A 19,238-nucleotide genomic window follows, 5' to 3' on the forward strand; every position below is an offset into this window, starting at 1 on the left:
CCGCTCGCGCGGGGACGACGCGGCGCATGAGAAGCTATGATCCTCTCGTCAGGCCTTGAGCGGCAGGCCAAGCGCGATGAGGTCGGCGCGCAGATGCACCGGGTCCTTGAAGTGGATGCCATGCATGCCGAACTTGCGGGCAGCCACGATATTGGGCTCGCTGTCATCGATGAAGACGCAGGATTCGGGGGACATGCCGTAGCGCTCGCAGAAGACGCGGTAGATGCGCGGGTCCGGCTTCACCAGACCTTCGAGACCCGAGACGATCACCCCGTCGAACTTTTCGAGGAAGGGCCATTCGCCCAGCCGCGTCATCCACTTCTCCCAGGAGAAATTGGTGATGGCGAAGGTGGGAATATCCTGCTCGATCAGCTCGTTATGGATGTCGATGGTGCCCTGGATCATGGGGCCGAAGGTCTCGGTCCAGCGCTCGTCGAAGGCCTTGATCTCGCGCCAATATTTGGGGAAGCGGGTGACCAGCTTGGCGACGCCCTCGGCATAGATTTCGCCGGCGTCGAACTCGAGGTTCCAGTCGCCCGTGCAGATGTTCTGATGGAACCAGAGGGCCTCTTCTTCTGTCTCGAAGAGCTTGCGGAACAGATAGAGCGGGTTCCAGTCGACGAAGACGCCGCCCAGATCGAAGACGGGGATGATGGTGTCGTGCATGAGCTCACTCGCCGGCTGGGAAAGACTGCCCGGCTTGTGGCATGGCTGCCAGCGCCCGGCAAGCGCAGGCTCAGTTGAGCGTGATGGTTCCCCCGAACCGCGGCAGGAAAAAGTTCGAGCGGTAGAGATCGATGGCCTGGTTGAAGAAGATGCCGAAGAGAGGGCGATAGGAATAGGACGCTTCGGCGGCGATGACCATCTGGTTCCTGGAAATGGCGGTCATCTCGGCGGGGAGCGGGAAGGGCTCGCCAACTTGATGGGGCGTGGTAGCGCTGTATTGGCCATTGGTGAACTGCCGGGTCCAGGCGACGATGGCATTGCCATCGGCATCCACCGAGACGGCCGTAACCACCTGCAGCACCGGCTCTGGCGAATAGGGCGTCATGATGCCGCTTGCCGCCCGGAAATAATCCTGGATCTGGCTTGTCGTCAGCGTCTTGTCGGACCGGGCCACCAGGTCGCCGACAGCGCCGGCCACCGACTGGACTTTGCGATCCATCGAGATCAGCGCGCTGGCCTCCATGGCGCCGACATAGACGGCCAGCATGATCGGCACGACAAGGGCAAATTCGACGGCCGCAACGCCGGCCCTGGCGCGCCAGAACCGCGCCGCAAGGATAAACAGGGCCCTCATGTGAACGGCTCGTTCTGGAAGACGGTTGCCGTGCCCAGGAGGCGATTGCCATCGGCCAGATTGGCCATGCCCAGCGGGCCCAACTGGATCAGGACCGGATAGCGGTAATAGACCTGGACCAGGATCACGCTCTTGCCGGCTCCGGGCGTCCAGATCTCAGGACTTGTCCAGAGGCAATTCTGCGCACAGGCAGGGTCGACCGGCACCGTCACCGTGGCCGACTGGAAATTGGTGACCTCGACAACGCGCAGATGCAGGCCGGTGCAATTGGGAAAGAGCCCGAAAAGACGGTCGCAGACCTGCTGGCGGAAATCGCTCAGCGTGGCCGCGCTTTGCTGTGCCTGGCCGGTACGGATCTGGCGCGACGCATCATGCACGGCGCTTTCGAGCACCTGGGTGGCGAGGAAGACCACCGAAGTCTGCAGGATGGCGGCGACGATCAGGAAGAAGGGAAACGAGAGCAGCCCAAATTCGATGGCCGTGGCGCCGCTCTCGTCGCGCAGGAGGGCGCGGCGGCGGAACAGACCGGCAATCTTGGCGAACAATGTTCTCATGACCCGCGCAGCGTTGCATATGCGGGCCAAACTAGGCGGAGATGGCTAATCGCGCGTTAGCACGGGACAGGCGGGCCAGGGTGATGCGCGGCACGGTTAACGGACCGCTAAGGCCTCAATTGGCCGTGGACTGGACCAGCTGTGAGGATGCCAGGGTCTGGCCCGAAAAGCCGTTGTCGTCACCCATCATGATGACGGGCTGGCAGATCGGCGCGCAGGAGAGCGTGGTGCGCGCCTGGCCCTGATAGACTGTGGTGACGCCGGCCTGCATCTGCACGACCTCGATAAGCGTATCGGCGATGGGTTCGCCCCGGCTGTCGAGCACGATCAGATTGGTCTGCCCGTAGCTCTTGCCGGTGAGGATCAGCGTAGTGGGGTCCTGGATGGTCACGTCGGCAATGCCGGGATTGCCGACGATGACCGTGGCCGCCGGGGCGCTGATGCGCAGGACCCGCGCCATATTGGTATTGACGCTGATGGGCGCGCCATCCTGCGCCAGGGCGGGCAGCGGCGCAAAAAGGCCGGCAACGAGCAGCAGGGCGGAGAGACGGAGCATGGCAGGACTTCCAAAGGTGCAGAAACGCTCCCTTACGATCCACCCGAATGGTAAATACTTGGCAAACAGGTCGTCACATGCGGTATTTTTCGAGCGCGCAAGTGCCTGTCAAATATAGCCATGTTCAAAACGGCCCTGCATTTGGAGCCTATAATAAAGAGGGGGCTGCTCGGCAAGTGGACGAACCGCGCGCAGCATTGCATAGAATGCGATGTAACTTTTTAACCCATTGAGTACTAAGAAAAATATGGGTGTGCGCTGCCTTTCCGAGATGTTCTCAATTAACGCTATTTCAACGAGTGAAGGCTAGCTTCTCGCCATGTTCGTTGTGTGGCGTGTCCGACATAAGCGTCACTCGAGAACGTGTAAAAAGGAGCCTGGGAATGAACATTTTCGCACGTTTCGCGCAGGACGAGTCGGGCGCGACCGCAATCGAGTATGGCCTGATCGCCGCACTCATCTCCGTTGGTATCATCCTGGCCGCGACGGCCCTGGGTGAAAATCTGGCCTCCCTGTTCGATGGCATTGCCAACGTGCTGGGCGCCAATATGCCCGCAGCGCCGGCAGCCACCCCGTAAGGGTCCGGTCTATCGCCGACAGAATTGGGGGAGGCGTTCGCGCCTTCCCCTTTTTATTTGACGTTTCTTAACTGGGAAAAGTCATTCTCTCTTCGAGCCCTATTGCTGACGAGGCTGCCATGTCGACCATCGCGCTGTTCTTCTTTCCCCTGGCCATGGCCTTTGCGGCCTCCTCGGACCTGCTGACCATGCGCATTTCCAACAAGCTGGTGCTGCTTCTGGCTCTGGGCTTCGTCGTGATGGCGCTGGTGGTCGAACTGCCGCTGCAGCAATTCGCCATGCATGTCCTGTGTGCCTTCATCGTGCTGGTCGTTTCGTTCGGCATGTTTGCCCTGCGCTGGATCGGCGGCGGGGACGCCAAGCTCGCCGCAGCCACGACGCTGTGGTTGGGGTTCGGGCTGACCTTGCCCTATCTGGCCTATACGGCGCTTCTGGGTGGGGTGCTGACCTTGATGATCCTCATCCTGCGCCGGATGCCGGCGCGCTCGTTCATCGCCACCATGCCCTGGCTCAGCCGGCTGCAGGACCCAAAGCAGGGCGTGCCCTATGGCATCGCCATGGCCATTGCGGGCCTGTTGACCTATTCCAACACCGCCATCTTCGAGCGCCTTACCGCCTAGCTCCGATCCGCCTGCCTCAAGCCCGCAGCCCGTCCGCGTTACCAGCCGGCGGGCTGATCGCATTTATGCTCCCTAGACTTCGGTGACTGCCAAATTGCGAGTATTCATAGGTTGTTAACTCTTCCCGCAAAGCGATGATTAACTAAAACTTGACCCTTTGCTTTCATAGTTCAGCCGGTGGAATTGGGCATGTTGCCCGGCATACAACCGGAGTGGGTCATGAGACCGGCGCGTATTATCCTGTTGTTGGTGGCCTTGGTCGCCGGTGGACTGGCGGCCTTTCTGGTCACCCGTGGTGGCGGCGCTCCCGCGCCTCGCGACACCCAGGTGGTCACCCAGGTCGTGCCCGAGGCCAAGACACAAGTGCTCGTCGCGAAGGCCGCCATCGGTATCGGCGAACGGCTCAGCGCCAGTTCGGTGGAATGGCAGGACTGGCCCGAAGGGGCGCTGCGCTCCGAATACGTGACCGTGTCCGCCATGCCCGATGCACCCGCCCAGCTCACCGATGCCGTCGCGCGCTTTGAATTTTTTCCCGGCGAACCGATCCGCGAGGCCAAGCTGGTCCGTTCGGACCAGGGCTATCTTTCGGCTGTGCTGAGCCAGGGCAAGCGCGGTGTGTCTGTGGGCGTGACTGCAGCATCGAGCGCCGGCGGCTTCGTCGTGCCCAACGATCATGTCGATGTGGTGCTGACCTCCGCCGATGCCACGGGACAGCGCTCGGAGGTCATCCTTTCGGACGTGCGCGTTCTCGCCATCGGCAAGCGCCTGGGCGAAATGGGCGCAAGTGGCGGCAATACCGAGGGCGATGGCGCAAGCCCAACCCCGGTCACCTTCGACAACAGCACCATTGCGACGCTCGAACTCGACCCTGGCCAGGCAGAAACCTTGATCAATGCCGCGACCCGCGGCCAGCTGACACTGACCCTGCGCTCCGTTGCCGATTTCAACCGTGTCGATCCCAATCAGGCCAATTCCGCCAATCAGGCCGTGCGCATCATCCGCTTCGGCCGCGAGCAGAGCGTCATCACCGGTGGCGCCCCGATCGAGCAGCAGAACACCACTTTCGTTTCCGCCGGCGATACCGGCATGACCGACACCTCCATGAGCCCGCCGGCATCGCAGATGCCGCAGGTCCTGCCACAATAGGGGCCACAGGATGCATACCGAAAAAGCTTTCATGCCCGGCTTGCGCACGCTGATGCTGGCCGCCTCGGTGGCGCTCGTAGCAGCCCTGTCGCCAGTGCCCCAGGCCCACGCCCAGGCACAAGCGCAGATCGCCATTTCCGCCAACGCCTATGGCGCGGTGCGCAAGATGGATATCGAGCTCAACAAGTCGATGATCGTCGACCTGCCGGCAGGCGTGGCCGAAGTGATCGTGTCCCAGCCCAACGTGGCGGCGGCGATCATGCGCACCCGCACCCGCGCCATCATCCAGGGCGTGACCGGCGGCGATACCAACATCTTCTTTCTCGACGACAATGGCCGCACCATCCAGGTGCTGGATCTGCGCGTCATCGAGCAGCCTTCCATGGTGGGCAATGCCCTAGAGGCGGCCCTGGCGCGCGTCATTCCCGGGTCGCGCATCCGCGTTGAATCGGTGACGCTGAGCGGGGACACCAACCGGGTGGTGCTCACCGGTACGGTGCCGACCTCCGAGGACAAGGATCGTGCCCAGGCCATCGCCATACAATTCGCCGGCGACCCGGAAAACGTGGCCAATGTCATCGATGTCTCGGGGGCCCAGCAGGTCATGCTGCAGGTCACCGTTTCGGAAATCCGTCGCGACGTCGCCCGCCAGCTGGGCATCAACCTGTCGGGCACGGCAACGATCGGCAATGTCTCGCTCGGCTTCAACAGCCAGCAGAACAGCAATCTGACCTCATTTACCGGCACCGGCAATTTCCCCATGGGAAACCTGCAGATCGATGCCACGCTGAAAGCGCTTGAGAACCGCAATGCGGCCCGTCTGCTGGCGCAGCCGACGCTGACCGCAATGTCCGGCAGCAAGGCCGATTTCCTGGTGGGTGGAGAAATCCGCTACCGCATCGGCACCGATCAGGCTACCGGCGCGCCGCTTTATGACTTCAAGGATTACGGTATCAAGCTCAACTTCACCCCGACGGTGAAAAGCAATGGCACGATCGGGCTGATGATGGATACCGAAGTGTCCGAGCCAGTGGCCGGCGATACGCTCGCCACCCGCCGCGCCTCGACCACCGTGGAACTGCCGGCGGGAACGACGCTGGCCATTGGCGGCCTGCTCAGTGAACGCGCCAGCCGCGCCGCCGACCAGATCCCCGGCCTTGCCAATATCCCGATCCTGGGGGCGCTCTTCCGCTCCAACGAATATCGCAGCCAGCAGACCGAACTGGTGATCCTGGTCACCCCCTACATGGTGACGCCGAGCCCGCTCAATTCGATCCCCGTGCCGACCGACACCAAAACCATCAGCAGCGATGCGGAAGCCATATTCCTCGGCCGGCTCGAGCATATGTACGGCGTCGGGGCCACCGGCGAATTCCGCTCGGGCTATTCCGGCTCGGTCGGTTTCGTCCTGGATTGATCGCGGATCAGGAGCAAGTAGTCCAATGAGTTTCCTCACCCCCGACCAGCCCGCCAAGCTCGATGAGCCCGTCGGCGAGATCGTTCACGGCGCCCGGCTCGTGCCGCGCATCACCATCCAGGCCTTTTGCGAAAGCTCGCTGACAGCCCAGCTGGTCGAAAGCGCCATGCATGACCGGCGCATGTCCAAGGTGGCGCTCACCACCCATAATGGCGGCATCGACGGCGCGGTGGAGACCTACAAGTCAAACCCCACGCCCAACCTGATCATCATCGAGACCGTGCTGTCGCCCGAGGACATTCCGGCCTCCCTCGAGCGGCTGGCCGAGGTTTGCGACGCCTCTACGCGTGTCATCGTGCTCGGCCATGTCAATGACGTGCTGCTTTATCGCGAGCTGATCCGCTCAGGCATTTCAGAATATATAGTGCTGCCGGCGACCCCGCACGACATCGTCTCGGCCATTGCAGATCTCTATGTCTCCGAGGGGGCGGCGCCCATCGGACGCACCATAGGCTTCGTATCGGCCAAGGGCGGATCGGGCGGCTCGACCGTGGCGCATAACGTGGCCTGGGCCATCGCCACGGCCCTGCGCCAGGATTGCCTCATCATCGACATGGACCTGCCTTTCGGCACGGCCGGCCTCAATTTCAACCAGGACCCGCCCCATGGCCTGGCCGACGCGGTGCTGGCCAACCAGAAGGTCGACCAGACCATGCTGGACCGGCTGATGAGCAAGGCGGCCAACCATATCAACCTGCTGACGGCTCCGGCCATGCTGGATCGCACCTGGGATTTCGAGGAGCGAGAATTCGAGCAGATCATCGAAATCTGCCAGAAATCCATGCCGGTGATTATCCTCGACATTCCCCATGCCTGGAATGCCTGGACGCGCCAGACCCTGTCGGCGGTGGACGAAGTGGTGATCGTGGCCGAGCCGGACCTGGCCAATCTGCGCAACGCCAAGAACCTGGTGGATGCCATCAAGGCCATGCGACCCGCCGAAAGCGCCACGAGCCTGGTCATCAACAAGCAGGGTCTCCCCCGTCGACCGGAAATCGCCGCCGCCGAATTTGCCAGTTCGGTGGAATGCCGGCTGCTGGGACAGATCGGGTTCGATGCGGCCCTTTTCGGCACGGCGGCCAATAATGGCCAGATGATCGCCGAGGTCTCGGCGAACAACAAGGTCAACGACGTGTACCGGGCCATCGGCATGCAGGTCACCGGGCGGCAGGTCGCGCATGGCAGCGGCAAGGCCGCGGGCCTGCTCAAACTGCCCACCCTGTTCAAAAAGCGCGCCTGACGGCTCGGGAACGGTATCGAGGACGATAGTCATGTTTGGCAAGCGCACCACATTCGGAGGCAATACGCCGGGCGTCAGCGAAGCGCCGCGCCCCATGGCCAGCCCCCCGCCGGTGCCCAGCGCCGTCACCGCCAGTCCGCAGCAGCGGCGCGCCAGTGACAGCGACGCCATGGCCGCACGCATGCGCACCACCGACGAGGTGCTCGACGTGCGGGCGCCCGCCGACGCGCAGCGGGCCAAAGAATATTTCCAGACCAAGTCGGCCATCTTCAATGCCCTGATCGACTCGATCGATCTCAGCCAGCTCGCCACCATGGAGAGCCAGGCGGCGCGCGAGGAAATCCGCGACATCGTCTCGGAAATCATTGCGCTCAAATCCATCGTCATGTCGATTTCCGAGCAGGAAGACCTGCTCGAGGACATCTGCAACGACGTGCTCGGCTACGGCCCGCTCGAGCCGCTTCTGGCCCGGGACGACATCTCCGACATCATGGTGAATGGCAGCCAGCGCTGCTATATCGAAGTGGGCGGCAAGGTCCGGCTCACCAATGTGCGCTTCCGCGACGATGCACACCTGATGAATGTGTGTCAGCGCATCGTCAGCCAGGTCGGCCGCCGCGTCGATGAAGGCTCGCCCATCTGCGACGCGCGCCTGCCCGACGGCTCCCGCGTCAACGTCATCGCCCCGCCGCTGGCCATCGACGGCGCCGCGCTGACCATCCGCAAGTTCAAGAAAGACAAGCTGACCCTCCAGCAGCTGGTCAAATACAACTCCATTTCGCCCGAAGGCGCCGAAGTGCTGCGTATCCTGGGGCGGGTGCGCGCCAATGTGCTGATCTCGGGCGGTACCGGCTCCGGCAAGACCACGCTCCTCAACTGCCTGACCGCCTTCATTGAAAAGGATGAGCGCGTCATCACCTGCGAGGATTCCGCGGAACTGCAATTGCAGCAGCCCCATGTGGTGCGCCTCGAAACCCGCCCGCCCAATCTCGAGGGCGAGGGCGAGATCACCATGCGCGATCTCATCAAGAACTGCCTGCGTATGCGTCCCGAACGCATCATCGTGGGCGAAGTGCGCGGACCCGAAAGCTTCGACCTTCTGCAGGCCATGAATACCGGCCATGACGGCTCGATGGGCACGCTGCACGCCAACAGCCCGCGCGAAGCCCTTTCCCGCCTGGAGTCGATGATCACCATGGGCGGCTATGCGCTGCCCAGCCGCACGATCCGCGAGATGATCGTCTCGTCCATCGACGTGATCGTGCAGGCAGCGCGCCTGCGCGACGGTTCGCGCCGCATTACCCACATCACCGAAGTGCTGGGCATGGAAGGCGACGTCATCGTGACCCAGGACATCTTCGTCTATGACATCTTGGGCGAGGACAGCAATGGCATGCTGATCGGCAAGCATCGCTCCACCGGCATCACCAAGCCGCAATTCAACGAGCGCGCCCGCTATTTCAACGAAGAGGCCAATCTGGTCGAGGCGCTCGAAAAGGCCAATACCGAGCAGCACGAAATCCTGGCGAGGTAGGCTCCATGAACACGATGCTGCTTGCGCTTCTGGCCATGATCACCGTCGGGGCCGCCGGCCTGGCCCTCGTGCCCTCGGCTCTCGGCAACAAGCGTGCCGACCAGCGCCGCAAGGCGTTTCAGGGCGATATCCGGGTCAACCGACGCGAGGCCGACGACAGCCGCGCCCGCGAGAACCGCCGCCGCAACGTTCAGGAAGTGCTCAAGTCCCAGGCGGCAGAGAACACGCGCAAGCGGCTGACCGTGTCGGACATGCTGTTTCAGGCCGGCATGAAGGTGACCCCGGCGGCCTTCATTCGCAACAGCGTCATCTTCGGCGCCATCGTCTTCGTCGTGCTGTTTGTGGTGCAGGTGCCGTTCTATTTCGCCGCGATCTTTGCGGTCGCCGGCGGCTATCTACTGCCGCGCATGTATGTGATGCGCAAGCGGCGGAAATACCAGGACAAGTTCCTCGACGAACTGCCCAACGCCATCGAGGCGATCGTGCGCGGCGTCAAGACCGGCCTGCCGCTCAACGACAGCATGCGCGTCGTGGCCAAGGACACCAAGGAGCCGGTCAAGTCCGAGTTCGGCCGCGTGCTCGACCAGCAGAGCTTCGGCTTCTCCATGACCGATGCGGTGCAGATCCTGCTCGACCGGGTACCGCTGCCGGAAGTCAATTTCTTCGTCGTGGTGATTTCCGTCCAGCAGCAATCGGGCGGCAATCTGTCCGAAGCCCTGGGGAACCTGGCCCGGGTGCTGCGCAACCGCAAGAAGATGAAGGAAAAGGTCAAGGCCATGTCCTCCGAGGCCAAGGCGTCGGCGGGCATTATCGGCTCGCTGCCCATTGTCGTGGCAGTGCTGGTGTCGCTGGTCTCGCCCGCCTATCTCCTGCCCCTGTTCACCACCCCGATCGGCCAGGTGTGCCTGGGCGTCGGTGTGCTCATGCTGGCCACGGGCATCTTCGTGATGAGCCGCATGGTCAAGTTCGAGATCTAAAGGGAGCTGCGATCCATGAATATCGTCGAGCTCCTGACCCGCGGAGACTTCCTCATCGCCGTTCTGGCCGCCATTTCGGCCGCGGCGGTCGTATTCACCTTCGGCACATCCATGATCGGGCGCCAGGAGCTGAAGGGTCGCATCAAGCGCGTGGCGCTCGAGCGCGACAAGATGCGGGCCGAGGAAATGGCCCGGCTGCGTGGCGCATCTCCACAGGATGCCCGCGCCTCGATCCGGCGCGGCACCGAGACCAAGACCTACATGAAGAACGCGGTCGAACGCTTCGACCTCAAGAAGGCCTTCCAGGACGAAAATACCGTCGACCAGCTGTCCATGGCCGGCCTGCGCGGGCAGGGCGCCTTGACGACCTACCTGTTCCAGCGCTTTGCCACGCCCATCGGCATTTTCCTGTTCGCCGCCCTTTATCTGCTGGTTCTGGCTCCCGGGGACCGGCCGGCTTATCTCAACCTGGTCTATGCCATTGGCGCGGGACTGGTGGGTGCTTATCTGCCGGTGCTGCTGCTCAAGAACCGCACGCAGAAACGCCAGCATTCCATCCGCAGGGCCTGGCCCGACTGTCTCGACCTGCTGCTGCTCTGCGTGGAATCGGGCATGTCCATGGAACACGCCTTCAAGCGCGTCGCCAAGGAGATCGGCACCCAAAGCGCCGAGCTTGCCGAAGAGCTGACCCTGACCATGGCCGAACTGTCCTTCCTCGAGGATCGCACCCGCGCCTATGACAATCTGGGACGCCGCACCGGCCTCGACGGCGTCCGGGCGGTGATGACGGCGCTGATCCAGGCCGACCGCTACGGCACGTCCGTCGGCCAGGCGCTGCGGGTTATGGCCGAGGAAGGCCGCGAGGCCCGCATGATGGAGGCGGAGAAAAAGGCCGCCGCGCTGCCGCCCAAGCTGACTGTGCCGCTGATCCTGTTCTTCCTGCCGGTCCTGTTCATCGTCATCCTGTCGCCGGCCATGATCAAAGTCTTCACCGGATCGGTCGCCACAACGATCGGCGGCTGAGCGGACCGGTATCGTCGCACGCAAAAAAATCGCCGGGCGCGCCCGGCGATCCATGTGGACTGGCGAGGCTGCCCTCAGCTCTTGTCGATCAGGTCCCAGCGGTTCTGCTGGGTGAGCAGCGCGCGGATATAGGCCATATTGGCTTCGACCTGAGCAATCGGCAGGTCAGCGGCATAGAACGCGCGGGCTTCGTTGAACCGCCCCTGCAGCCCCACGACCAGAGCCAGGTTCTGCCGGGTCTGCGCCGAGGCGCCGCGCATTTGCAAGGCGCGCCGCAAATGCTGTTCGGCCCGCGCCAGATCATTGGTCATGGCATAGGAGAGGCCCAGATTGGTCTCGATCGAGGCCTGGCCCGGGGCGATGACCGCCGCCTGCGCGTAGATGCGCCGGGCGTGGTCATGCTGGCCCATCTGGTCAAGCGTCGCGCCCTGAACCAGAAGCGCGTTCCAGTCCGGCGCATCGGGCCGGATGACATTGGCGATGACGGTAAGCGACTGATCGAATTTGCCCGAGGCGGTCAGCGCCTTGGCATAGGCGATGGAGATGGCCAGATCGCCCGGATAGGCCAGCATGGCCTGCTCGAGAGCGGCGCTGGCCTGGTCGGGTTGTCCTGCCGCCCGCAGGGCATTGGCATAGGGAATGACGACGGCGCGGTCCTTGGGATTGCGCCGGTAACGCTCGGTGAGATCCGGCAGACTGGCCTGTGCCTGCCCGGCGGAAAGGGCCGCATAGTCCGAGTTGCCCAACTGCCCACGATTGGACGCGCAGGCCGAAAGGGCCAACGCGGCGACGCCCCCCAGAAGCACGGGGCGCAGATACCTGGAAAAGCGGCGATGGTGCGACACGGTGTACTCCCACCGGCAGGCACATGGTCCGACCCTGCCCGATGCTGCGAGCAATAGATCATTAACCCTAACACCGGGTTAAGCGCCCTTGCGCGCCCGATTGCGGCCCAGGCGACACCTCGGTAAAAGCGCAGCAGCAAAAGGAGTTCGCCATGACCAGCCCAGCCCCCACGCCGCTCAAATTTGTCGCTGACGGTGCGCTGGACAGGGCGGGGCTGAGCCAGCAGCAGCAGGCCTGGGCACAGGCGCATGGCTTTGCCGGCCAGAGCGGGCGCCTCTTGGCGCTGCCCGATGCGGACGGCGCCGTTGCCGCCTGGCTCTTCGGCGTCGGGCCCGAGGCAGGGCGCTCGCCCTTCATTGCCGGCCGGGCTGCCGCCGGCCTGCCTGAAGGCTTCTACAAGATGGAAGGGGATGTGGATGACCCGACCCTTGCCACCATCGCCTTCCGCCTCGGGGCCTATCGTTTCGACCGTTACCGTGATGCGCGCCCCGTGCCGCTCGTCGCCTTGACCGATGGCGCCGATGAAGACGAAGTCGATCGCCAGGTCGAAGCGGCGTCCCTCGCGCGCGACCTCATCAACACCCCGGCCAATGACCTCGGTCCCGAGGCCATGGAGAAAGCGGCGCAGGATTTCGCTCGTCGCAACGGCATGGACATCCGCGTCATCGCCGGCGACGACCTGCTCAACGCCAACTTCCCCATGATCCATGCCGTGGGCCGGGCCAGCGCTCAGGCACCGCGACTGATCGACCTCACCTGGGGCGACGAAAGCCATCCCAAGGTGACGCTGGTGGGCAAGGGCGTCACCTTCGATACGGGTGGGCTCGACATCAAGTCGGCCGCCGGCATGCTGCTGATGAAGAAGGATATGGGCGGCGCCGCCAATGTGCTCGGGCTGGCCCACGCGATCGTCTCGTCCGGTCTCAAGGTGCGCCTGCGCGTGCTGCTGCCCGTGGTCGAGAACGCCATTGCCGGCAATGCCTTCCGCCCCGGCGACGTGCTGCGCTCGCGCCTCGGCCTCACCGTGGAAATCGGCAATACCGATGCCGAGGGGCGGCTGATCCTGGCCGATGCGCTGGCGCTCGCCGATGAAGAGGCTCCCGATCTGCTGGTGGACATGGCGACGCTGACCGGCGCTGCCCGCGTGGCGCTGGGTCCCGACCTGCCGCCGGTCTATTGCACCGACGCCGCCATTTCCGGGCAGCTGGCCGATCTCGGTCTTGCCGTGGAAGATCCGCTCTGGCCCATGCCGCTCTGGGCCAATTACGACAGCCAGCTCGCCTCCAAGGTCGCAGACATCAACAATACCGGCTCGGGCGGCTTTGCCGGTTCGGTGACGGCAGCCCTCTTTCTCAAGCGCTTCGTGCGCCGGGCAGGCATCTGGCTGCACCTCGATATCTTCGGCTGGGCGCCCGAAGCGCGCCCCGGCCGTCCGGTGGGCGCTACCGATCAGGGCATCCGTGCGCTGCATGCGCTTATTCGGGATCGCTACAAGGGCTAGCCGGTCCGCAAGGAATTTCGCCCGGAGCGCAGGCCCCGGGCGAATGAGACGGATCAGTTGGCGGGAGCGGCCTCGGCATTCTCGTCCGGGATCCCTCCGCCGAGCAATTCGGCAGGATTGGGCAAGAGTTCGCGTGGCACGACCTCGTCGACCGCCGTCATCTGTTCCACGGCCGCTTCGGTGGCCGGCCCGTGGCTCTTGGGGAAGAGCAAGGGCGCCATCGCAAACCCGACGACGACAAGGATGATCATGCCCCAGCCGGCCCATTTCTTGTGCTTTTCGATGAATTCGCCGGCGACAGGCCCGAAGAAATAGAACAGCCCGCAGGGGACGAAATAGCGCAGGCCGCGCCCGATAATGCCATAGATCACGAAGGTCCAGATATCGAGGCCGGCCACTCCCGAGGTGATGGTGATGACCTTGTAGGGAATGGGCGACAGCGCGCCGATCAGGATCATCAGCGGGCCGTTTTCATTAAAGCTCTGGCGCAGCGATTCAAAGCCGTTGCCGGCACCGTAGAAATCGATGATCGGACGGCCGATACTGTCGAAGAGGTAGAAGCCGATGGCGTAGCCGGCAAGGCCCCCTGTGACCGACGCAATGGTGCAGATCAGCGCCAGCCGCCAGGCCCGCATCCGGTCCGCGATGATCATCGGGGCCAGCATGATCTCGGGGAAGACCGGTAGGATCATCGCTTCGAGGAAGCACAGCGCCGCCAGGATCGGTTCGGCAAATCGATGCTTGGTGGCGAGCTTCAGGCGATCATAGAAGCTGAGCTTTGCGGGAGCGACGGTTGGATTGGTCATCAAGTCTCGGGGAATAGTCGGTTCGAAGCCTATGCTTGACCGGGTTTGCCCGATCCCGCCAGTGAAATCTGCGTGTCAGTAGCCGCGACCGCGGTCCACGACGTTGACCAGCGGTTTGCCCGCCTCGTGGTCGACGAGGATGCGCGAGAAATAGGCGACCCCGCTGGCCTCGCTGGAAATGGCAGCCACATGGGGTGTGATATAGCAGTTCTCGATGTCCCAGAGCGGGCTGTCCTTTGGAAGAGGCTCGACCTCGAAGACGTCGAGGCTCGCAGCACCCAGTACGCCATCGGCCAGCGCCCTGACGATGTCGGCTTCCTTCTGGTGTCCACCGCGCGCCGCATTGATGATCACCGGCCCGCCTTCAAGCCCGCCCCGACGCAGCTTTGCGAATGTTTCCGCATTGAGGATGCCGGCCGTCTGCGGGGTGAGCGGCAGAAGATTGACCAGGATATCGGTCTTGGCAAGGAAGGTGTCGAATTCCGCGTCTCCGGAAAAGCCGGTCACGCCCTCGATGGGCCGGGGCGTACGGCTCCAGCTGCGCAGCCCGAAACCAAGGGGCCGCAGCCGCTGCACGGCATCCTGGCCGAGCACGCCCATGCCCATGATACCGACATTGGTTTGCTGGGCGGAAGGCGGATAGAACTGGCTCCAGCGATGCGCCTTCTGATCGGCACGGAAGCGGCTGTATTGGCGGTGATGCATGGTGACGTGTGCCACCACGTAATCGCTCATCCGCTGGCTGAGATCGGCGTCCACGAAGCGCACGACCGGCACGTCGGGAAGCCTCGGATGGCGCAGCAGGGCATCGACACCGGCACCGAGCGAGAAGATCGCCGCAAGGTTGGTGAGGCCGTTAAAGGCATCCGGGCCGGGTTTCCACACGAAGATGTAGCGCACGTCCGCAGGATCGAAATCGTCGCCCCGGCGCACCACCGGATAGGGTGCGAGTTTTTCGGCGAAGGCGCGGGCCCAGCTGGCCTCGTCGACATCGGATAGGTGCAGCAACAGCATCTGTGTCCCCTCAAGAAAAAGGCCGCGCTTTCGGCGCGGCCTTGCAATGCCTGGAACGTCCGCGGCTTACTGGCCGGTGGCAGGAGCGGTCGCCGGTGCCGGCTGGGTGCCGGTAGCGGGAGCCGGCTGTGTGCCGGACAGCGGCGCCTGCGGCGTCGTCGACTGCACCGGAGTGCCCTGGATCGGCGATTCGGTCTGAGTGGTCGTGGGCGTGTCCACGGCACCGGCCGGAGCCGTGGTCTCGACCGCTTCGCTGCCGCCCGCCTCGGGCGTGGTCAGCTCGGCCGGGACGGTGTTGTCCGGGCTGGCATTGGGATCGACGCCCTCGACGCCACCTTCTGCTGCCGGCGCTTCCTCGGCCGGAACGGCTTCGGGCTCGGGGAAGGGGACGGGGCTGGACGACAGGGTCTGCAGATAGGCCAGGATATCGGCGCGTTCCTCAGGCGAGCGCACGCCGGCAAAGGCCATCTTCGTGCCCGGTGCGTAGCCGCGTGGATTTTCAAGGAATGCGTCGAGGTTCTCGTAGGACCAGACCTGACCCTCGGCCTGCTGCTGAAGCAGGATATCCGAATAGGCGAAATCGGGCATGTGGGCCTTGGGGCCGCCGACGATGTTGTACAGGTTCGGGCCCTGCTTGTTGGGCTCGCCTTCACCGAAATTATGGCAGGACTGGCACTTGCGGACGGCGGCGACGCCGCGATCGACGCTGGCGCTGGCCAGCAGCACCCCGAGCGGCACGGCCGGCACTTCTTCCACTGGGCCGGAGGCAACCACTTCGGGCTCGGGCAGGTCATAGCCAGGACCACGGCCCTCGATCGGGTGGTAGATGGCTTCGGCGAGGAAGCCGACACCCATCACGAACATCAGCGTGCCGAGGACGGCGCCTAGAATCTTGTTTAGCTCGAACGAATCCATTTGGTCTCTCTGCCGGTCCATCCCCTGCGGACATTTGGCGCTGCCGACCCATATGCCAATGCCCCCAAAGGGAGAATCTGCCTCAACCGGTCGGCCGAGCGCGCGCGGAAGATAGTATCAGAGCCCCCGGGGTGCAACAGGGCAAAGCCGAGGTGCGACACTTCGAGCCGCCCTTGCGGGCAGAAAATCTCTGCGGGGGCAGGATTTGAACCCGAGGATGCCGGTCGCTCAGATTGACTCCTGCCGGTCCAGGCGCGACAACGCGCCGACAAAAGCTCCACGGACCTTTCCCATGACCAAGAAGATTGCCTTCCAGGGCGAACCCGGCGCCTTCAGCCATGCTGCGGCAGCCAATGTCTTTCCCGGCGAGGAATTCGTGGGCTGCGTCACCTTCGAGGAGACGCTGGCCGCCGTGCAATCCGGCCGCGCCGACTTCGCCGTGGTTCCGGTGGAAAACTCTCTTTACGGTCGCATTACCGACATTCACCACCTGCTTCCCGAAAGCGGCCTCTACATCATCGGGGAGACCTATCTGCGCGTGGAAATGACCCTGTTGGGCGTCCCCGGGGCGACCTTTGAGGACATCAAGGCGGTGCAGTCGCTTTCGGTGGCCCTGGGACAATGCCGGCGATTCATCGCCGATAACGGCCTCCGCACCATCAATGCGGTCGACACTGCCGGCTCGGCCCGTGAAGTCGCCCAGAAGGGCGAGAAATCCGTAGCGGCCATCGCCTCGCGCTTCGCGGGAGAGATCTATGGTCTTACGGTTCTGGCCGAGAATATCGAGGATGCCGACCACAACACCACCCGTTTCCTCGTGCTGTCGCCAACCGAAAAGAACGCGGCCCAGCACGACGGCAAGCTCAAGACCACGTTCGTCTTCCGGGTCCGCAACGTGCCGGCTGCGCTCTACAAGGCCATGGGCGGCTTTGCTACCAATGGCGTCAACATGACCAAGCTCGAGAGCTACATGGTCGGCGGCGCCTTTACCGCCACCCAGTTCTACGCCGATATCGAGGGGCATCCCGACGATATCAGCGTGCAGCACGCCTTCGAGGAACTCGGCTTTTTCACCGACCATTTCCGCATTCTGGGCGTCTATCCGGCTGCCGATCACCGCGCCTAAAGCCAGGCGATAGTGAGGGCTCCGTCGCCCGCCCCGCTGTGCCAGATCGACATACCCTCGATGTCGGTGCCAAAGGTCATGACCAGGGTGCGCCCGCCCGCCTTTCGGCGCAGGCAAAGCCCCCGGCTCCGGTCGATCTCGGCGCTGGCATTGGTGAAGAAGTCCGGCTCGTCCCGCCGGAGAGCCAGCAGAATACGCGTCAACGCGGCCTTCTGTCCGGCAAAGCCATCGGTTTCGGACAGCCCGGCCAGCGCCTGCCAGTCGACGGGGCGGCGATTGTCCGGATCGGTCAGGGCGAAAAAGGCCCCTTCGCCGCCACGATAGATGTCGGGAAAGCCCGGCAGCAGGCATTTGAGCGCCAGCTGGGCCAGCGACAGGGCTTCGCCGGTCTCGATGATGCGGTCGAGGTCTTGCGGGGCATTTTTGCGCCAATGGGCAGAAAGGGCATCGGAAAAGGCATCTGCCGCCGCTTCTGTCTCGGAGTGTGGCCGCGTCCAGAAACTGTCGATCTTGGCTTCCCGCATCGCCTTGCGATTATGCTCGCGCAATCGCTCTTCGAGCTCTCCCGGCGCTTCGCCCCAGAGCGCCAGCACCGACTGAACGATATACCAGCGCCAGCGCGGCGACAGAGCTGCGGGCGCCAACCTGTCCGCATTGCGCACCAGGCGATTGAAGGCTTCGGGCTGATGGCTGATGGCGACGAGCCGCATGCGGCTGTCCTCGGATCGCTTGGTGTCATGCGTCGATGTCAGAGTCATTTCGCTGGTCCGCCGCCCTGCGAGGAAGGCGTTGGCTTCATCGTCTTGAATGGTGGCCTCATCCGGCTCAGCGCCTACTTCATTGGCCGCCAGATAGCGCGTCCAGCGGAAACCGGCCGTATCTTCCTGGGCCTTGGCGAGAAGCGCACCAGACACCTGCTGGAGGCGGGTGGCGAGCTTTTGATCCGCCTGGGTTCGCGGCGTCACCAGATGCTCAGCCAGCCGCTCGAGGATGCGGGTCGAGCGCAAGCCGCCTCCTGTCTGATCAACGACAGCTTCGATCAGCTGACGATCGGCGGCTGATGCGCCGCTGGCGTCGATATAGGTGCGATATTGGCGCATGCCCGAAAGAAGCCCGGTAATCGCCTCGCGCAGCCCCTCGGGTCCGGCTTCGACGGCGGGATCATCGGCGAGTGCGGCAGCGGCGAGGCCGACGAGCTGGTGCAGTTCGGCCGCCAGCTCGTTGTGCATTATGTCGCGCTTGGCAATGGCCAGCGCTTCGGAGAAGGGCTTGCTGATGCCGGTATAGTCGCGCCAATGAGCGTCGAGCGTCTCCATGCCATCGACGTCTGTAAGAAGTTGCGCGATGAGGCGCGCCGCTTCATAACCGGTGGTCCCGATCGTTTTCCATTCCGGGTCCAGGTTTTCACGTCCGACCAGGATCTTTTCCACCCAGATCGGGATGTCCGGCACGACAGCGGCCAGCCGTTCGAGATAGGCCTTGGGATCGGCCAGCCCATCGATATGGTCGACACGCAGCCCGTCGACGAGGCCGGACCGCACCAGATCGACGATGAGTGCGTGGGTGGCGGTGAACACCGAGGGGTCCTCGACCCGCATGCCAATCAGGGCCGTGACATTGAAGAAGCGGCGATGCGTGATGCCGTCGCGCTCCAGCTCCCAGTGATGGAGCCGCCAGTGCTGTTGCGCATGCAATGCAAGAAGGTCGTCCCGGCCATTTGCCTGCTGCGGCCCCTCTGCTGCCAGCGGCACCTTGACCCCCTCAAAGACCCAGAAGCCGTCGCTGGCGCTGAAATCGCCGCGGTCCAGCATGATCCCGATGGGTTCGGGCAGAAGCGGCAGGACCAGGGGCCCGGCGCGCCAGTCAATATCGAAATAAGGGGCGAAGCGACTATGCTCGCCATGGCGAAGGACGTCGCACAGCCAGTCATTCTCGAGCACGAAGGCGGTATGATTGGGCACGATGTCCAGGATGATGCCGAGGTTTCTGGCATGCGCAGCCTCAGCCAGGCGCTCGAAGCCCTCC

General features: G+C 63.7%; 19 protein-coding genes. 10 read left to right on the forward strand and 9 right to left on the reverse strand.

Going from position 1 to position 19,238, the window contains the following annotated elements; genetic code table 11:
• Positions 1–48: 48 nt before the first annotated feature.
• From VE26_RS16640 to VE26_RS16655, 4 genes are all read right to left on the reverse strand, one after another.
• Positions 49–666 carry an HAD family hydrolase gene (locus VE26_RS16640; RefSeq protein WP_046106205.1) on the reverse strand — a complete coding sequence of 206 codons (618 nt, stop codon included), beginning with the start codon at positions 664–666 and terminating at the stop codon, positions 49–51.
• Positions 667–736: 70 nt separating this feature from the next.
• On the reverse strand, positions 737–1,300 hold the full coding sequence (locus VE26_RS16645) for a TadE/TadG family type IV pilus assembly protein (RefSeq protein WP_046106206.1): 564 nt from the start codon (positions 1,298–1,300) through the stop codon (positions 737–739).
• Positions 1,297–1,854, reverse strand: a complete 558-nt coding sequence (locus VE26_RS16650) for a TadE/TadG family type IV pilus assembly protein (protein WP_046106207.1) — start codon at positions 1,852–1,854, stop codon at positions 1,297–1,299. Before VE26_RS16650 ends, VE26_RS16645 begins: the two co-directional genes overlap by 4 nt.
• Positions 1,855–1,969: 115 nt before the next feature.
• Entirely contained in the window at positions 1,970–2,410 is a 441-nt protein-coding gene (locus tag VE26_RS16655; RefSeq protein ID WP_046106208.1) for a pilus assembly protein N-terminal domain-containing protein, read from the reverse strand.
• A gap of 383 nt (positions 2,411–2,793) precedes the next feature.
• On the opposite strand from VE26_RS16655, the gene VE26_RS16660 reads away from it, so the two are divergent.
• The 8 genes from VE26_RS16660 to VE26_RS16695 all read left to right on the forward strand — a co-directional run bounded on the left by VE26_RS16660 (position 2,794) and on the right by VE26_RS16695 (position 11,005).
• Positions 2,794–2,988, forward strand: a complete 195-nt coding sequence (locus VE26_RS16660) for a Flp family type IVb pilin (protein ID WP_046106209.1) — start codon at positions 2,794–2,796, stop codon at positions 2,986–2,988.
• Positions 2,989–3,107: 119 nt separating this feature from the next.
• On the forward strand, positions 3,108–3,608 hold the full coding sequence (locus VE26_RS16665) for an A24 family peptidase (RefSeq protein WP_046106210.1): 501 nt from the start codon (positions 3,108–3,110) through the stop codon (positions 3,606–3,608).
• A 219-nt stretch (positions 3,609–3,827) separates the two neighbouring features.
• Complete coding sequence (gene cpaB / locus VE26_RS16670; RefSeq protein WP_052715979.1) at positions 3,828–4,754, forward strand: Flp pilus assembly protein CpaB; 927 nt, start codon at positions 3,828–3,830, stop codon at positions 4,752–4,754.
• 10 nt (positions 4,755–4,764) lie between these two features.
• Complete coding sequence (locus VE26_RS16675) at positions 4,765–6,171, forward strand: type II and III secretion system protein family protein (RefSeq protein WP_046106211.1); 1,407 nt, start codon at positions 4,765–4,767, stop codon at positions 6,169–6,171.
• 25 nt (positions 6,172–6,196) lie between these two features.
• Positions 6,197–7,471 (forward strand): CpaE/TadZ family protein, encoded by a 1,275-nt coding sequence (locus VE26_RS16680; RefSeq protein ID WP_046106212.1) that lies wholly within the window; start codon positions 6,197–6,199, stop codon positions 7,469–7,471.
• 31 nt (positions 7,472–7,502) lie between these two features.
• Entirely contained in the window at positions 7,503–9,005 is a 1,503-nt protein-coding gene (locus VE26_RS16685; protein WP_046106213.1) for a TadA family conjugal transfer-associated ATPase, read from the forward strand.
• Between the two features lie 5 nt (positions 9,006–9,010).
• Positions 9,011–9,982 (forward strand): type II secretion system F family protein, encoded by a 972-nt coding sequence (locus VE26_RS16690; RefSeq protein WP_046106214.1) that lies wholly within the window; start codon positions 9,011–9,013, stop codon positions 9,980–9,982.
• A 15-nt stretch (positions 9,983–9,997) separates the two neighbouring features.
• Positions 9,998–11,005: a type II secretion system F family protein gene (locus VE26_RS16695; RefSeq protein WP_084620633.1), complete on the forward strand. Its 1,008-nt coding sequence runs from the start codon at positions 9,998–10,000 to the stop codon at positions 11,003–11,005.
• Between the two features lie 74 nt (positions 11,006–11,079).
• Here VE26_RS16695 and VE26_RS16700 read toward each other — a convergent pair whose 3' ends face one another.
• Positions 11,080–11,850: a tetratricopeptide repeat protein gene (locus tag VE26_RS16700; RefSeq protein ID WP_046106216.1), complete on the reverse strand. Its 771-nt coding sequence runs from the start codon at positions 11,848–11,850 to the stop codon at positions 11,080–11,082.
• A gap of 152 nt (positions 11,851–12,002) precedes the next feature.
• Between VE26_RS16700 and VE26_RS16705 the strand changes: the two genes are divergently transcribed.
• Entirely contained in the window at positions 12,003–13,352 is a 1,350-nt protein-coding gene (locus VE26_RS16705) for a leucyl aminopeptidase family protein (protein ID WP_046106217.1), read from the forward strand.
• A 53-nt stretch (positions 13,353–13,405) separates the two neighbouring features.
• Here the strand turns inward: VE26_RS16705 and VE26_RS16710 are convergent, their stop codons facing one another.
• From VE26_RS16710 to VE26_RS17565, 3 genes are all read right to left on the reverse strand, one after another.
• The gene (locus VE26_RS16710) at positions 13,406–14,158 is read right to left on the reverse strand and encodes a YqaA family protein (protein WP_084620637.1); all 753 of its coding nucleotides are present in this window, start codon (positions 14,156–14,158) and stop codon (positions 13,406–13,408) included.
• Positions 14,159–14,233: 75 nt separating this feature from the next.
• The gene (locus VE26_RS16715) at positions 14,234–15,172 is read right to left on the reverse strand and encodes a 2-hydroxyacid dehydrogenase (RefSeq protein WP_052715981.1); all 939 of its coding nucleotides are present in this window, start codon (positions 15,170–15,172) and stop codon (positions 14,234–14,236) included.
• 66 nt (positions 15,173–15,238) lie between these two features.
• A complete protein-coding gene (locus VE26_RS17565; protein WP_046106218.1) occupies positions 15,239–16,087 on the reverse strand; it encodes a c-type cytochrome in 849 nt (282 codons plus the stop codon).
• A gap of 292 nt (positions 16,088–16,379) precedes the next feature.
• Here VE26_RS17565 and VE26_RS16725 point away from each other — a divergent pair, with 292 nt between their 5' ends.
• Entirely contained in the window at positions 16,380–17,213 is an 834-nt protein-coding gene (locus tag VE26_RS16725) for a prephenate dehydratase (RefSeq protein WP_046106219.1), read from the forward strand.
• Here the strand turns inward: VE26_RS16725 and treY are convergent.
• Positions 17,210–19,238, reverse strand: a 2,029-nt coding sequence (gene treY, locus VE26_RS16730; RefSeq protein ID WP_046106220.1) for a malto-oligosyltrehalose synthase, incomplete at its 5' end; no start/stop codon positions are given. The genes VE26_RS16725 and treY overlap by 4 nt on opposite strands.

The organism is Devosia chinhatensis (genome assembly GCF_000969445.1).
In the GTDB taxonomy this organism is placed as follows: Bacteria; Pseudomonadota; Alphaproteobacteria; order Rhizobiales; family Devosiaceae; genus Devosia; species Devosia chinhatensis.

Bases quoted from the DNA above. Each gene is read 5' to 3' on its own strand.
- VE26_RS16685 (WP_046106213.1), top strand. From the start codon at position 7,503: ATGTTTGGCAAGCGCACCACATTCGGAGGCAATACGCCGGGCGTCAGC.
- VE26_RS16715 (WP_052715981.1), bottom strand. From the start codon at position 15,172: ATGCTGTTGCTGCACCTATCCGATGTCGACGAGGCCAGCTGGGCCCGC.
- VE26_RS16725 (WP_046106219.1), top strand. From the start codon at position 16,380: ATGACCAAGAAGATTGCCTTCCAGGGCGAACCCGGCGCCTTCAGCCAT.
- VE26_RS16675 (WP_046106211.1), top strand. From the start codon at position 4,765: ATGCATACCGAAAAAGCTTTCATGCCCGGCTTGCGCACGCTGATGCTG.
- VE26_RS16665 (WP_046106210.1), top strand. From the start codon at position 3,108: ATGTCGACCATCGCGCTGTTCTTCTTTCCCCTGGCCATGGCCTTTGCG.
- VE26_RS16695 (WP_084620633.1), top strand. From the start codon at position 9,998: ATGAATATCGTCGAGCTCCTGACCCGCGGAGACTTCCTCATCGCCGTT.
- cpaB (WP_052715979.1), top strand. From the start codon at position 3,828: ATGAGACCGGCGCGTATTATCCTGTTGTTGGTGGCCTTGGTCGCCGGT.
- VE26_RS16645 (WP_046106206.1), bottom strand. From the start codon at position 1,300: ATGAGGGCCCTGTTTATCCTTGCGGCGCGGTTCTGGCGCGCCAGGGCC.
- VE26_RS16660 (WP_046106209.1), top strand. From the start codon at position 2,794: ATGAACATTTTCGCACGTTTCGCGCAGGACGAGTCGGGCGCGACCGCA.
- VE26_RS16655 (WP_046106208.1), bottom strand. From the start codon at position 2,410: ATGCTCCGTCTCTCCGCCCTGCTGCTCGTTGCCGGCCTTTTTGCGCCG.
- VE26_RS16680 (WP_046106212.1), top strand. From the start codon at position 6,197: ATGAGTTTCCTCACCCCCGACCAGCCCGCCAAGCTCGATGAGCCCGTC.
- VE26_RS16705 (WP_046106217.1), top strand. From the start codon at position 12,003: ATGACCAGCCCAGCCCCCACGCCGCTCAAATTTGTCGCTGACGGTGCG.
- VE26_RS16690 (WP_046106214.1), top strand. From the start codon at position 9,011: ATGAACACGATGCTGCTTGCGCTTCTGGCCATGATCACCGTCGGGGCC.
- VE26_RS17565 (WP_046106218.1), bottom strand. From the start codon at position 16,087: ATGGATTCGTTCGAGCTAAACAAGATTCTAGGCGCCGTCCTCGGCACG.
- VE26_RS16650 (WP_046106207.1), bottom strand. From the start codon at position 1,854: ATGAGAACATTGTTCGCCAAGATTGCCGGTCTGTTCCGCCGCCGCGCC.
- VE26_RS16640 (WP_046106205.1), bottom strand. From the start codon at position 666: ATGCACGACACCATCATCCCCGTCTTCGATCTGGGCGGCGTCTTCGTC.
- VE26_RS16710 (WP_084620637.1), bottom strand. From the start codon at position 14,158: ATGACCAATCCAACCGTCGCTCCCGCAAAGCTCAGCTTCTATGATCGC.